The sequence below is a fragment of the Bacteroides sp. 214 genome (assembly GCF_010501015.1).
Classification (GTDB): Bacteria; Bacteroidota; Bacteroidia; order Bacteroidales; family Bacteroidaceae; genus Bacteroides.
The window spans coordinates 51,952-65,781 of the sequence record NZ_QVML01000015.1 but is presented as its reverse complement, the minus strand read 5'-3'; the positions used below and the strand labels follow the sequence as shown (position 1 = coordinate 65,781).

At 43.1% G+C, this 13,830-nt stretch carries 10 protein-coding genes; 3 read left to right on the top strand and 7 right to left on the bottom strand.

Annotated elements, in window-relative coordinates:
• Positions 1 to 26: 26 nt before the first annotated feature.
• The 4 genes from D0T50_RS10740 to rlmN all read right to left on the bottom strand — a co-directional run bounded on the left by D0T50_RS10740 (position 27) and on the right by rlmN (position 4,777).
• Positions 27 to 1,397 (bottom strand): MATE family efflux transporter, encoded by a 1,371-nt coding sequence (locus tag D0T50_RS10740; protein WP_163223527.1) that lies wholly within the window; start codon positions 1,395 to 1,397, stop codon positions 27 to 29.
• Positions 1,398 to 1,555: 158 nt separating this feature from the next.
• Positions 1,556 to 2,650, bottom strand: a complete 1,095-nt coding sequence (gene pdxA, locus D0T50_RS10735; RefSeq protein WP_163223526.1) for a 4-hydroxythreonine-4-phosphate dehydrogenase PdxA — start codon at positions 2,648 to 2,650, stop codon at positions 1,556 to 1,558.
• Positions 2,651 to 2,656: 6 nt separating this feature from the next.
• Positions 2,657 to 3,667, bottom strand: a complete 1,011-nt coding sequence (locus tag D0T50_RS10730) for a DUF4837 family protein (RefSeq protein ID WP_163223525.1) — start codon at positions 3,665 to 3,667, stop codon at positions 2,657 to 2,659.
• 75 nt (positions 3,668 to 3,742) lie between these two features.
• A complete protein-coding gene (rlmN, locus tag D0T50_RS10725) occupies positions 3,743 to 4,777 on the bottom strand; it encodes a 23S rRNA (adenine(2503)-C(2))-methyltransferase RlmN (protein WP_163223524.1) in 1,035 nt (344 codons plus the stop codon).
• Positions 4,778 to 5,005: 228 nt separating this feature from the next.
• Between rlmN and aroC the strand changes: the two genes are divergently transcribed.
• Together aroC and D0T50_RS10715 are read left to right on the top strand one after the other, a co-directional pair.
• Positions 5,006 to 6,082, top strand: coding sequence for a chorismate synthase (aroC, locus tag D0T50_RS10720; RefSeq protein ID WP_163223523.1), 1,077 nt, complete (start codon positions 5,006 to 5,008; stop codon positions 6,080 to 6,082).
• 32 nt (positions 6,083 to 6,114) lie between these two features.
• Positions 6,115 to 7,488, top strand: coding sequence for a dipeptidase (locus D0T50_RS10715; RefSeq protein WP_163223522.1), 1,374 nt, complete (start codon positions 6,115 to 6,117; stop codon positions 7,486 to 7,488).
• Positions 7,489 to 7,492: 4 nt separating this feature from the next.
• On the opposite strand, the gene D0T50_RS10710 is transcribed toward D0T50_RS10715, so the two are convergent.
• A complete protein-coding gene (locus D0T50_RS10710; RefSeq protein WP_163223521.1) occupies positions 7,493 to 9,463 on the bottom strand; it encodes an OmpA family protein in 1,971 nt (656 codons plus the stop codon).
• Positions 9,464 to 9,567: 104 nt separating this feature from the next.
• Here D0T50_RS10710 and D0T50_RS10705 point away from each other — a divergent pair, with 104 nt between their 5' ends.
• Entirely contained in the window at positions 9,568 to 10,626 is a 1,059-nt protein-coding gene (locus D0T50_RS10705) for an anhydro-N-acetylmuramic acid kinase (RefSeq protein WP_163223520.1), read from the top strand.
• On the opposite strand, the gene D0T50_RS10700 is transcribed toward D0T50_RS10705, so the two are convergent.
• Together D0T50_RS10700 and D0T50_RS10695 are read right to left on the bottom strand one after the other, a co-directional pair.
• Complete coding sequence (locus tag D0T50_RS10700; RefSeq protein ID WP_163223519.1) at positions 10,616 to 12,607, bottom strand: DNA topoisomerase 3; 1,992 nt, start codon at positions 12,605 to 12,607, stop codon at positions 10,616 to 10,618. The genes D0T50_RS10705 and D0T50_RS10700 overlap by 11 nt on opposite strands.
• A 395-nt stretch (positions 12,608 to 13,002) precedes the next feature.
• On the bottom strand, positions 13,003 to 13,824 hold the full coding sequence (locus tag D0T50_RS10695; RefSeq protein ID WP_163223518.1) for an SGNH/GDSL hydrolase family protein: 822 nt from the start codon (positions 13,822 to 13,824) through the stop codon (positions 13,003 to 13,005).
• Positions 13,825 to 13,830: the final 6 nt, after the last annotated feature.

Below are 13,830 nucleotides of genomic sequence, written 5' to 3'. Positions count from 1 at the left end.
TACAAATATAACAAGGATTCTCGCAATTACGAAATAACTTCGCCAGTAATATGCGCCCGCTTAAACTGCCTAAACTGTATCCAAAGCATCACACCCGCTACCAGTGAAGCAACAAAATCCGAAATCGGCATACTAATCCACACTCCTTTTGTACCCCAGAAGTGAGGTAAAATCAGCAAGCACGGAATAAGGAATAAAACCTGTCGGGTAAGCGAAAGGAAGATAGCCTTTCCTGCCATACCTATGCTCTGGAAGAAGTTAGAAGTAACCATTTGGAACCCTACAATGGGGAATACCAACACCACATAGCGGAAGCCTTCGGCAGAAAGACGAATGAGTTCTTGGTCGTTCGTAAAGATAGAAACAGCCAGCTCGGGCAAGAACATGCCGATGATAAAACCAAGTGTGGTAACAACTGTTGCTGCATAAATGGTAAGTTTTAATACTTGTGTAACGCGTGGATACAACTGTGCACCGAAATTATAGCCTGCTATGGGCTGCATCCCCTGGTTAAATCCCATCACAATCATTACAAACAAGAATGCAAGCCGGTTTACAATGCCATATGCACCAATCATTAAATCGCCTCCGTGGCGTTTTAACCCTTGATTGATGAGAATTACTACAAAAGTAGCCGCCAGATTCATCATAAAAGGAGACATGCCAATGTAGATGATACCTTTTACTATCTTACCGTTCCAGTGAAATATCTCTTTGCTGAAATGCAACAACTCATTTTTATTCATGAAGATTTTGATGAGCCATGCCAGCGAAATAACCTGTGCTATGATGGTAGCAATTGCCGCCCCTTGTATGCCCCAATCAAACCAAAAGATGAAGATGGGGTCTAAAATGGTATTGATAACCACAGTAGCAATAGTTGCTGCCATGGCTTGTTTGGGGTGTCCGCAAGCACGAAGCACGGTGTTCAGACCCAGATACAAATGCGTAATGGTGTTGCCAAGGAGAATGATAACCATGTAGTCTTGTGCATAGCCAATGGTTTGATTGCTTGCTCCAAAGAAGTAAAGAATAGGATCTAAGAAAGTAAGTACAACAATGGTAAACAATATACCAATACCGACATTCAGTAGCACCACATTACCCAAAACGTTTTTGGCTGTGTGATAATCTTTTTGTCCGAGCTTTACCGAAACAAGTGTTGCCGCTCCTGCTCCAACCAATGAACCGAATGCTGCTGCCAGATTCATTAAAGGAAACGTAAGAGCCAGACCTGAAATAGCAAAAGTACCCACACCTTGTCCAATGAAGATACTATCTACCATGTTGTAGAGCGAAGAGGCGGTCATCGCAATAATTGCCGGAATGGCATACTGCATAAGGAGTTTTCCTATTTTCTCGGTACCAAGTGCGGTGGGAGTATGTTGAGTTGTCATTATATGAGGTTTTTTGAAAAAGTGCACAAAGGTACGGATTAAACCTTTTGGAAAGGTTAATTGTGTGTGAAATATCCCCAATAATTCTCTCTGTGATACTGCTGTGTAAAGAGGCTATGTGCAAGAAAAGCGCTCATTTTGAGCGCTTTTCTAAAAAACTAAACATCATCCTCAACGGTATCAAGCTTTAGTTTGTCGCTATCATCACGTCTTTCGAAGTACTGTTTTCTCAGTGGATTGATGCGAGCGGCTTTGTCGCGCGTACGGTTTCTGAATATATCGATTCCGGTATAGATAGCCTGACGGAAAGAATCTTCCGAAGCGGTTCCCTTTCCTGCTATGTCGTAAGCAGTTCCATGTGCCGGTGAGGTACGCACAATGGGCAGGCCGGCAGTATAGTTCACGCCATCTTCCATCGCAAAAATCTTAAAAGGAGCTAAGCCTTGATCGTGATACATTGCTAAGATACCATCGAAACTGGCAAAATGTCCTGAACCCATAAAGCCATCGGCAGGGTAGGGACCGTAACAAAGAATACCTTTGTTAGACATCTCTTTCAAGGCGGGAATGATAATCTCTTGTTCTTCGGTACCTATTAAACCTTCATCTCCGGCGTGCGGATTGAGGGCAAGAACAGCTATACGTGGTTTGCTAATGCCGAAGTCGTGTTTTAGAGAGTCACTGAATATTTTTAACTTCGTCTGAATGGCTTCTTTGGTAATACCCGACGCTACATCTTTGATAGGGATATGACCTGTAACCAACGCAATGCGGAAATCATTCTTCATCAAAATCATCAGTGCTTTGTTTCCTTCGCCTACACGTTCTTCAATGTATTCGGTATGTCCGGGAAAGGAGAATGTATCCGACTGAATAGTGGCTTTATTGATTGGCGCTGTTACCAACACATCAATCAATCCGGCTTTGTAATCGTCTAAAGCACGCTCCAATGCATCAAGTGCCGCTTTACCTGCTTCTTTGTCTGCTTTGGAGAATTCTACTTTTACCTCATCGTCGGTACAGTTGATGATGCTCAACTTATTGGGGTGCGCTTCTTCTGCTTTATTAATAATACTGAAGTTGGTAGGCAAATCAAATGCTTTACGATGATATGCCGCAACTTTGGGCGAACCATATATAATAGGTGTACACATATCGAGCATGGTTGGTTCTGCAAAGGTTTTTAGGATGACCTCATAACCAACTCCATTAACATCTCCGTGTGTAATACCAATTCTTACTTTATTTTCCATGTTTATTTAATTATTCGGTTGTCTGTCTTTAGGCAATTTCAATGTATAGAGTGATGCTTCAAGACTACGCACGATATTCTTTTTTTGTTTGTCGGGCGAGTATACGAAAATTTCCGCTGTGATGACCCGATTGTTTATCTCGTCTACGCGTGAAATAGAAACAAATGGTCCTCCCATAAAGTCACCTTTCATTCTCCATAAACCTCTTGCTTCAAAGGTGTATTGATCTTGCAAGGTGATAGCGCGTGTTTGTACGGTTTTTGCATCGGTCGTTACATACATTCCTTCTTGTGCTCCGGGTATGTTGGCTTGCATAAACGAATCGCGTTTTGCTACAAAATACTCTTTCGTAAAAGTCTCTTTGTCAGTGTATGGGTACGAGTATATGGCAAAGCTGAGGTCTGTTGCACCACTGTTGGATGATGCCCAGAGGAAATCTTCACCAAGTTTGGTGCTTTTCAAATTACCCGGCAACCAAATGTCACAGTCGAACATACTGGCTACTTTGGTGGAGATGTAGTCATTGTGTTGTGCTTCGAGTAATGCTATTTGTCTGTTCATTTCGGCGCGGGTGAAGTAATCAATGACTACTTGTTTATTCTCTTCTACAAACTCTGCAAGTACTTTTTCGTCGGGAGCTTGTATGGTTAAAATAGCTTGTGGTGCAGCGTATGTGTTATAGGCTGTTTTAAAACTTCCTTTGGTATAAGCATCTTTCTGTACATCAACTATGATGATGTTACGAATGATTTTCAATGTGCCATCAAATATATTGGGTGAGGCTTGCATGATACGGAAGCTTCTCTCGGATTGTGGTAGTCCTGGTACGTCACTATCGAGTACGTTATATATAGCTCGTCCTGCAGGACGTTCCCACATGTCATTATTAATAATAACAATCAGTTCGTACGGGTTGCCCGATGAAGTAGGCGAGAATACACCTTTTTTCTGACCTCCACAAGAAGAAAGCGTCAGCACAAAAGCAAACAACATAAAATAAATCAAGTTCTTTTTCATAACATATAGCATTTTGTTTTAGCACAAAACTACGGATTAGTCGTATAAGCTTTTTGTGCTTGTTAATAAAAAATGTTAATCTTCCTTCTTTTTCTCCTTTTCGGCTGTAGACAACATGCCACAAGCTGCGTAAATGTCTTCTCCACGCGAAGAGCGAATCGTTGTAAATAATCCGTGTGTGGTGAGGTAGTCGCGAAAAGCCGTCATAGTTTCCATGTCGGCCCCATTTAGTTCTACGTTAGGAATAGCATGGAAGCGAATTAAGTTCACACGGCAATCGAGTCCGCGTAGTAGCTTTACCAATTCTTTGGCGTAGACCATAGAGTCGTTCACCCCCTTAAATACAATATATTCAAAAGAGAGACGGCGTTGCTTACTCCAATCGTATCCTCGAAGCAAATCAATCATCTCTTTGGCGGGATATGCTTTTTCGGCAGGCATAAGTTCGGCTCGCTGCGATGCTATCGGCGAATGTAGGCTGATAGCCAAGTGGCAGTCGCTTTCTTCGATGAAGCGTTGTAATCCTTTTTTTAGTCCAATAGTGGAAAGGGTGATGCGTTTGGGGCTCCAACCATAACCATAAGCAGAGGTCAATACATCAAGAACTTTTAAAACCTCATCTAAGTTATCGAGAGGTTCGCCCATACCCATAAGTACTATGTTGGTTAGCTTTTCCCGTTCGGGCAACGACCATATTTGGTTGAGTATCTCGCTTGCGCTAAGATTGGCAGAGAATCCTTGTTTACCTGTCATGCAAAATTTGCAGTTCATTTTGCAGCCTACCTGAGAGGAGATACAAAGTGTGGCACGATCTTCATCAGGGATGTATACGCTCTCTACAAAATGTCCGTCACAGGTTTGGTATAGGTATTTAATGGTTCCGTCCACTGAGCGCATTGCCTCAACGGGTGCCGAACCACCTATTATATAATGTTCTTTGAGTAGTTCCCGGAATTTCAAGGAGAGATTAGTCATTTCATCAATAGAAACAACATGCTTATCATACAGCCATGAAGCTATTTGTTTGGCAGTAAAAGCGGGCATACCCAGACTCTTGGTGATGCTTTGCAATTCGACCAGATTCAAACCTAACAATGATGATTTGGACATATCTTTTGTGTTATAAAGCAGTACAAAGGTAACAAAAAGTCTGATAAAGAGCGAAAAGTAACAAAATTGAAATATTTTCAGCCATATTGGCTACTGAATTATTAAAACTTTAGCACATATTTCAATAAAAAAATATATCTTTGTCATAGTCAGTTTTAAACTATGTGCAATAACAACATCAAGCCTGAACGCCTAAACTTTAGGCTAGATTAAAAAAACGAAAAACCTATGTTTAACTCCTTTGGTAATTTATTTAGATTAACAAGCTTTGGCGAATCTCACGGAAAGGGAATCGGTGGAGTAATTGACGGCTACCCATCTGGCGTGCGTATCGATTTGGATTTTATCCAAAAAGAACTCAACAGAAGGCGTCCCGGACAGTCGGCTATCACAACAGATCGTGATGAAGCCGATAAGGTGGAAATACTTTCGGGTGTTTTTGACGGCAAATCAACAGGTGCACCTATTGGTTTTATTGTGTGGAACAAGAATCAACACTCCAAAGACTATGCGGAGATGAAGAGTGTGTATCGTCCCTCTCATGCGGATTATACCTATAGTATTAAATATGGTGTACGCGACTACCGTGGAGGTGGTCGTTCTTCGGCACGCGAAACCATAGCTCGTGTAGTAGGTGGCGCACTTGCCAAGATTGCATTGAATCAATTGGGTATAACTATTACTGCCTACACTTCGCAGGTGGGTCATATTAAGTTAGAGGAGAACTATACAGAATATGACCTGAGAGATGTAGAGAAGAATATGGTACGTTGTCCGGACCCTGTAAAAGCTAAGGAAATGGAAACCTATATTGCCCAAGTTAAAGAAGAGGGCGATACTATTGGTGGTGTAATTACTTGCGTAATAGAAAAATGCCCCATTGGACTGGGTCAACCCATATTTGGGAAACTACACGCTGCACTTAGTAACGCTATGTTAAGTATCAATGCGGCAAAAGCGTTTGAATATGGTGAAGGATTCAAAGGATTGAAGATGAAAGGCTCCGAACAGAATGATATTTTCTATAATAGAAATGGTATTATAGAAACAAATACCAATCATTCGGGTGGTATTCAAGGAGGAATCAGCAACGGACAAGATATTTATTTTCGTGTGGCATTCAAACCGGTACCAACGATACTAATGGAGCAACACACCGTAAATATTAACGGTGAAGATACAACATTGAAAGCACGTGGTCGGCATGACGCATGTGTACTGCCAAGAGCTGTGCCTATTGTAGAAGCCATGGCTGCCATGACCATACTCGATTATTATTTGTTGGATAGAACAACTCAGCTTTAATTCCATTTTTATTAATTAATTATAATACCTTAATGAAAAGTCCCGAAACAATTCAAATGTATATTGCCGAGAATGAAACGGCAATGATGGAAGATTTATTCAGCTTAATTCGTATTCCAAGTATTAGTGCGAAACCCGAGCATAAAGCAGATATGATGAAATGTGCTGAGCGCTGGACGGAGTTGTTGTTGAAAGCCGGTGCGGATAAAGCGGTTGTAATGCCATCGGCTGGTAACCCCATCGTGTATGGTGAAAAGATGATAAACCCGAAAGCAAAAACCGTTCTGATATATTCCCATTATGATGTGATGCCTGCCGAACCACTTGAACTCTGGAAGAGTGAACCATTTGAACCAGTTATTCGAGACGGACACATTTGGGCACGTGGCGCCGATGATGATAAAGGACAAGCTTTTATCCAAGTAAAGGCATTTGAGTATTTGGTAAAGAACAACCTATTGGAAAATAACGTGAAGTTTATTTTCGAGGGTGAAGAAGAGATTGGATCGCCAAGTCTGGAGGCTTTCTGCGAACAACACAAGGAGTTACTTAAAGGTGATATTATTTTGGTAAGTGATACCAGTATGCTAGGGGCTGACCTGCCATCGCTTACCACTGGATTGCGCGGACTGGGTTACTGGCAGCTCGAAGTAACGGGGCCGAATCGCGATCTGCACTCCGGCCATTTTGGTGGTGCAGTTGCCAATCCTATAAATGTGCTCTGTGATATTATTAGTAAAATGGTAGACGAGAATGGACGTATTACCGTTCCGGGATTCTATGATGATGTGGAGGAAGTCTCTGCTGCCGAACGCGAAATGATAAGAAATATTCCTTTCAACGAAGAAAAGTATAAAGAGGCTATAGATGTAAGAGAGTTGGCGGGTGAGAAAGGATATTCTACCCTCGAGCGCAATAGTTGTCGTCCTGCTTTTGATGTTTGTGGTATATGGGGAGGCTATACAGGCGAAGGTTCTAAGACAGTGCTTCCGTCCAAAGCTTTTGCTAAAATATCTTGTCGCTTAGTACCGCATCAAGACTATCATAAAATATTAGATATGGTAGCAAATTATATTGAGAGCATTACTCCCGACTCAGTAAAGATTGCCATTACGCCATGTCATGGCGGACAGGGATATGTATGCCCAATTACACTTCCTGCTTATAGAGCTGCCGAAATAGGTTTTGAGGTTGCCTTTGGAAAGAAACCTCTTGCGGTAAGAAGAGGCGGTAGTATTCCAATTATCTCTACCTTTGAACAGGTATTGGGTATGAAGACGGTACTAATGGGCTTTGGGTTGGAATCGGATGCGATTCATTCACCGAACGAGAATTTTAGTTTGGATATATTCCGCAAAGGAATTGTAGCGGTAACGGAATTCCATAAGGCATACGCAAAAATGTAATTTTTTATTTTAATCCGTACGTAGTTCGCAAAACCTTGAACTCTGTGCGGCGATTAATAGCATTACAGATCTCCTGCTCTTCGGGCGGGAGATTTTTTATAAATTCTTCTGTCAGGACATCACCCTCTTTTAGAAAAGGAGCGCTTTTAAGTGTGAAACGAGTGGCTGTCTTAGGCTGTTCTTCTCCATAGCCTTTGGGAGTAAGACGGTCGGCAGAGATACCACCGGCTACTAAGTAGCGAACCACCGATTCGGCGCGTCGCTGCGAAAGACGCAGATTATAGGCATCATTGCCAAAGTAATCGCAGTGGGCGCCAAGCTCAATGGTTACGTAAGGATTGTCGGTAAGAAGTTGGATGAGTTCGTCGAGCGACTGGGCAGACTCGTCGGTAAGGTCGGCACGGTCAAATTCATAGAATATATTCTCTATCAACACAGGACGGGTAATGGAGGATAATGGAAATTCCAGCTCGTACTCTTTGTTACTCTGCACCGTGTCAGTTTCCAATTCTTGTTTGTTGTTAAGATAGCCTTTGCACGAAGCAAGCATTACATAACGCACATCGGGATCTACACGTTGGGTAAATGAACCATCATTCTTTACATTAACTTTAAGGTACGTGCCATTGTCGCCCACAATCGTAACTAATGATTCAGAAAGCGGATCGCCTTCGCGGTCGTATACCCATCCGGTAAGTGTGTAAATAACTTCGGGTAATTCGAAGCTGTATATATGGTCCTTTCCGCTTGCATCTCCCCGGTTGGACGAGAAAAAACCGCGCTGTGTTCCAGGTTCAAAGGTCATACCAAAATCATCGGCTTGCGAGTTAACAGGATGTTTCATGTTTTCTATGTGCCACTTTCCATTAGGTTGTAATGTGGCCTTGAATATATCTAATCCACCCATTCCGGGATGTCCATTGGAAGAAAAATATAGCGTACCATCTTCCGAAAAAGTGGGAAACATTTCGTCGCCCGCACTGTTTACCTCTGGTCCAAGGTTATCGACGAATCCCAAACCATCTCGGGTAAAATTAATCCGCCATATATCTAATCCGCCATAACCACCGGGCATATCCGATGTAAAGTATAGGTAGTCGCCCGCTGGCGAAACGGCAGGATGTGCTACCGAAGATAGCGAATCGTTGATAATAATGCATTTCTGTGGCGCTCCCCAATTGGCGCCGGTACGTTGCGAAGAGTATATTTCGGCATAAACATCCACATTGGCAGTACGCCGACAACGGGTAAAATACATTGTTTGTCCATCAGGAGAGAAGCAACAGGCACCATCTTCAAACTCAGAATTAATGTCGCTTTCTATTACTTTGGGTTTCTGCCACTGTTTCTTTTCATCGCGCTTTGAGAGAAATATATCAGCACTTTTCACTCCGGTTATTCCGTTAAGGTCGCTCCCTTTAGCTTCATTGCGGGTAGAGGTAAGATAAAGCACGTCGGGGTCGGTTCCTGCAAACATGGGCGAGTATTCGCTACGGCGAGAGGTAAATAATGTATTCTTTCTTATTATGTGCCGAGTGGGATTAGCTTTCCATTGCGCTGCTAAGGCACAAGATTGTAATCCATTGAGAGCAGAAACACTCGTTGGGTTGAATTCTAAATAACGTTGATATTGAATTTCGGCAGCTTTGTACTCGCCATTCTTACGAAGCATTTCGGCGAGGTAGTAGTAGGATATGCTATCTTGGTACTTATAGCGTATAGCATTCATATAGGCTCCTTTTGCTTTCACCGTATAATTTATCAGGCGGTAACATTCGCCCATTTTGTAGGCTACTTCGCCTCGTTGTTTACGCTCTTTAGGTTTGAGGCGACTGTATGCTTTCTTATAATGCCCTGCTGCATTGAAGTACTCGCCGCGAGCATAACTCTCGTCGGCTTTCTTCAGTGAACGACCTACACCGCACGAGGTGAGGAGCAATAACAGGGTGATAATATAAAGCAATTTCTTATACATTACTTATATTAACTCAAAAAACGGGGGTTTATTGTATTTTTCTTTTCGGTTTGAACTGCATTGGTTATATTTGTCTTTCGCAAATTACTTAATTCTAAAGAACGATGAAAAAAAGAACCATTCAAGCAATTGGCTTGATGTCGGGCACTTCGCTCGATGGATTGGATGTGTGCTGTTGCACATTTACGTACAGTGATAGCAAATGGGATTTCGCAATAGATTATGCTAAGGCTTACTCTTACGAAGACGACCTGAAACAGAAACTCGGAAAAGGTGCTCAGCAAATGAGCGCATTGGAATTTATTACTTTTCATAGCTCTTATGGTAAGTTTCTTGGCGAACGGGTAAACGATTTTATGAAGGAGTTTAACGTAAAACCGGATATCATCGCTTCGCATGGACACACAATCTTCCACGAACCTCAAAAGAAAATTATGTATCAGATAGGTGATGGTGCAGCTATTGCTGCCGAAACCCGGATACCTACTGTGTCGGATTTTCGACGATTAGACATCATGTTGGGTGGACAAGGTGCGCCGCTTGTTCCTATTGGCGACCGCCTTCTCTTTTCTGACTATGATTACTGCCTTAATATTGGTGGATTCTCCAATATTTCTTTCGAGCAAGGAGGCAAGCGTATCGCCTTTGATATCAGCCCGGTGAACTATGTTATCAACCATTATTGTCGGCAAATAGGACTGGAATTCGATCGGGATGGGGAGTTGGCACGACGCGGAAATATCTGCACACCCCTTCTAGAGGAGCTGAATGCAATAGAGTTTTACCACCAAACAGGACCAAAGTCTTTAGGACGCGAATGGGTGGAAACCATTATCTATCCAATGCTCGAACGCTACGGCTTGTCTCTCGAAGATATGCTACGCACTTTTTACGAACATGCCGCCTATCAGGTGTCACGCATAGTGCAGGGTGGCAGATTGCTGGTGACAGGTGGTGGTGCCTTCAATGTCTTTCTGATAGAACGCATCCGCCAATTGTGTCGATGCGAAATTGTGATACCCGATAAACTGATAATTGAGTACAAGGAAGCATTGATTTTTGCTTTTCTTGGTGCTCTTTATATTTGTGACGAGCCAAGTTGCCTCGCTTCGGTAACTGGTGCTCCGATGGATAATATTGGAGGAATGTTATTTAAAATATAACCCGATACCCGCATCCGTTCTTCCATTCGGAACAACCGAAAGCACTCTTTCCTTTAATGATAACACCTTTTCCGCAAAGGGGGCAAACAGCTCCCTCTGTGGGAGTGGCTTCTTTGGGTTTTGGCGTAGCTGGTTTGCGTGTTCTGGTGCTCTTTTTCTTCTCAACAGCCTTTTCCTCGGTTTGTTTCTCTTGCGAAACGATTGTGATGCGGCGGTTTGAATTGTCGGACAGCACACTGTTTACAATCTCTGTAACCATTTGCTTCAATTCTTCAAGGAAGAGGTGCGCATTGTAAGTCTTGCGTTCAATTTCGCGTAACTTCTTTTCCCAAAGCCCGGTAAGTTCTGCCGATTTCAGCAGTTCTTCGTGAATAACTTGAATAAGATCTATACCAGTGGGTGTAGCTACAAGGTTTTTCCGCTCTTTACGAATGTAATTTCTCTTGAAGAGTGTTTCGATAATTGCCGCACGGGTAGAGGGGCGGCCGATTCCGTTTTCTTTCAATGCATCACGTAGTTCATCGTTCTCTACCAACTTTCCTGCTGTTTCCATAGCGCGAAGTAGTGTAGCTTCTGTATAGAACTTAGGCGGTTGTGTCCATTTCTCGTTCAGGTCGGGGACGTGTGGTCCGCTTTCTCCTTTTACAAATGTAGGAAGCACACGCTCTTCGTCTTCATCTTTATCCTCGTTTTGCTCTTTTGCGAAGACCACGCGCCAGCCTTGTTCCAATATTTGTTTGCCTGTTACCTTGAACTCTATTTTTTCTACCTCGCCAAACACGGTGGTGGTGGAAACTTTACATTCGGGATAAAAGACAGCGATAAATCGCCGGGCTATGAGGTCGAATACCCTACGCTCCATATCCGATAAACTTTGTGAGTATACCCCTGTGGGGATAATAGCGTGGTGGTCGGTTACTTTAGAACTGTCGAATACCTTCTTGGACTTTGCCAGTTTTTTATCTTCGAGTGGAGCAGTAAGTACGGTGTAATCCTTTAACCCCTTTAAGATAGCGGGGCATTTAGGATATATGTCGTCACTCAGAAAGGTCGTGTCTACACGTGGGTAGGTGGTTACCTTTTTTTCGTATAGCGATTGAATGAGTTTCAATGTTTCATCTGCCGAGTAGCCAAACTTCTTGTTACATTCTACTTGGAGTGATGTTAGGTCGAATAAGCGCGGAGCATGTTCTACACCTTTCTTTTCGGAGGTTTCGGTGACGGTAAAGTCGGATGCCTTTACAGTTTCCAGAAATTCCACCCCTTCTTCTTTGGTTGTAAATTTCCCTTTCGTAGCTGAGAAGGTAGTGTCCCGATAAACTGTTTTTAATTCCCAATAAGGTTCCGGTTGGAAATTCTCTATCTCTAGCTGACGGTTTACAATGAGTGCAAGCGTGGGTGTTTGTACCCTTCCGATGGAGAGGACTTGCTTACCTTGTCCATACTTTTGTGTATATAGTCGGGTAGCGTTCATACCAAGTAGCCAGTCGCCAATGGCACGAGAAAGCCCCGCCTCGTACAATGGCTGGAACTCCGATTGGTCTTTGAGTGAGGCAAATCCTTCGCGAATGGCTTCTTCTGTCAGGGAGGAAATCCATAGTCGTTTTACTGGGCAGGTTGCTCCTGCCTTTTGCATTACCCAGCGTTGTATCAATTCTCCCTCTTGTCCGGCATCACCGCAGTTTATAATCTCGTCGGCATGCTGCATCAGGTGTTCTATAACCTTGAATTGCTTTTCGTAGTTAGGGATTTCTATCAATTTAATACCAAAACGAGGTGGTATCATTGGTAGGCTACCTAAGCTCCATGACTTCCAAGCGGGGGTGTATTCGTGTGGTTCTTTCAAGGTGCAGAGATGACCAAAAGTCCAGGTTACCTGATAACCGTTACCTTCTATGTAACCGTCACGTTTATTTCGGGCGCCGAGTACTTCGGCTATATCGCGTGCCACGGAGGGCTTTTCTGCTATGCATACAATCATAGGGGCAAATGTACGCAAAATAACTTATCTATAAGCATTTGAAATTACCTTTGCTTGTCGTTCTTTTTGTTGAACGATACACTTATTAATACACTCCTGTGTAGTTTTACGGAATAGGTCTTCACATTCACAAAACGTTGTAAGTAGATGACAGCGAGCCGGTTGTGTGTGAAGACCCCCTCTTTTATCCTTCACAGGGTTTTCACGCCTAATTTTCTGACTGTTTTTGTGGTAAGAAAACACTGGGAAATGCCATAGTCTCATGCCCCGTCAGCCATAGTCTCATGACCTGTCAGCCATAGTCTCATGACCCTTCAGCCTATGGCACATACTCCGTCAACCTATGGCTCATGGTTCATCAACCATAGCCGGAATTAATTCCACCAACGCGTGTATTATTCCTCTATTATTGGAAATGTGAGCAGTTGATACATCAGCGTCTTTGCCATTCGTTTCTGCCCTTGAGTGTTTGGGTGCAAATGGTCGCGTTCGACATCATACATATAAATAAGTTGCTCTTTAACCATAGGATTAATACCTGTTACGGCATTGAAGTCAATAACTGGTATTCCCCACACATTACCGGCTTCTTTAATAGTTTCTATGTATGCGTCGATGTATTCACCACAGCGGTTTTGGTAACTTTCGTCGGGCTGTACATTAGTATCATTAGCAATAAAAAGAGAACGATGCAGCGGGGTCAACAAAATGATTTGCTTGTCGGGGAAAAGCTGCTTCAAGTGGTTGATGCCAATGTTGATGCGCCCTTTATAGGTGTCGGTAGTCATCAGCAGGGTGCGGCGTTTGCGGGTAACGAGTTTTTTAGGTTCACCCCGGGCAAACATCACCTCTTCTTCTTGTTCCGAGTACCACTCGCCAATAGGTACGCCATGATTAAAATCGTTTGTGCCAAGGAATACAAGAATGGCATCTACCTCGTCGCCATGTTCTTCTTTTAGTTTGTTGGCTTGTCGGGGTACATCATCCCACTGTCTGCCACTCACACCATATACAAAAGATGTAGTACCAAGCCACTCTTCTAAGAACGCCCAGTATTTATGAATTTTCCCGCCTCCGTTTCTGGGGTCGGTAATGGAGTCGCCAATGTAACCAATGCGTTTGCCTTGCCACGGATGTTGAAACAAAACAGGTTCTTGTGCCGATAATAAAACCGGAAAGAGTAGCAGCAATACTGCCGATAGTATTTTACTTTTCATAGGAGT

Coding starts and splice junctions, on each gene's coding strand:
- D0T50_RS10730 (WP_163223525.1), bottom strand. CDS start 3,667: ATGAAAAAGAACTTGATTTATTTTATGTTGTTTGCTTTTGTGCTGACG.
- D0T50_RS10715 (WP_163223522.1), top strand. CDS start 6,115: ATGAAAAGTCCCGAAACAATTCAAATGTATATTGCCGAGAATGAAACG.
- D0T50_RS10700 (WP_163223519.1), bottom strand. CDS start 12,607: ATGATTGTATGCATAGCAGAAAAGCCCTCCGTGGCACGCGATATAGCC.
- aroC (WP_163223523.1), top strand. CDS start 5,006: ATGTTTAACTCCTTTGGTAATTTATTTAGATTAACAAGCTTTGGCGAA.
- rlmN (WP_163223524.1), bottom strand. CDS start 4,777: ATGTCCAAATCATCATTGTTAGGTTTGAATCTGGTCGAATTGCAAAGC.
- D0T50_RS10740 (WP_163223527.1), bottom strand. CDS start 1,397: ATGACAACTCAACATACTCCCACCGCACTTGGTACCGAGAAAATAGGA.
- D0T50_RS10710 (WP_163223521.1), bottom strand. CDS start 9,463: ATGTATAAGAAATTGCTTTATATTATCACCCTGTTATTGCTCCTCACC.
- D0T50_RS10705 (WP_163223520.1), top strand. CDS start 9,568: ATGAAAAAAAGAACCATTCAAGCAATTGGCTTGATGTCGGGCACTTCG.
- pdxA (WP_163223526.1), bottom strand. CDS start 2,650: ATGGAAAATAAAGTAAGAATTGGTATTACACACGGAGATGTTAATGGA.
- D0T50_RS10695 (WP_163223518.1), bottom strand. CDS start 13,824: ATGAAAAGTAAAATACTATCGGCAGTATTGCTGCTACTCTTTCCGGTT.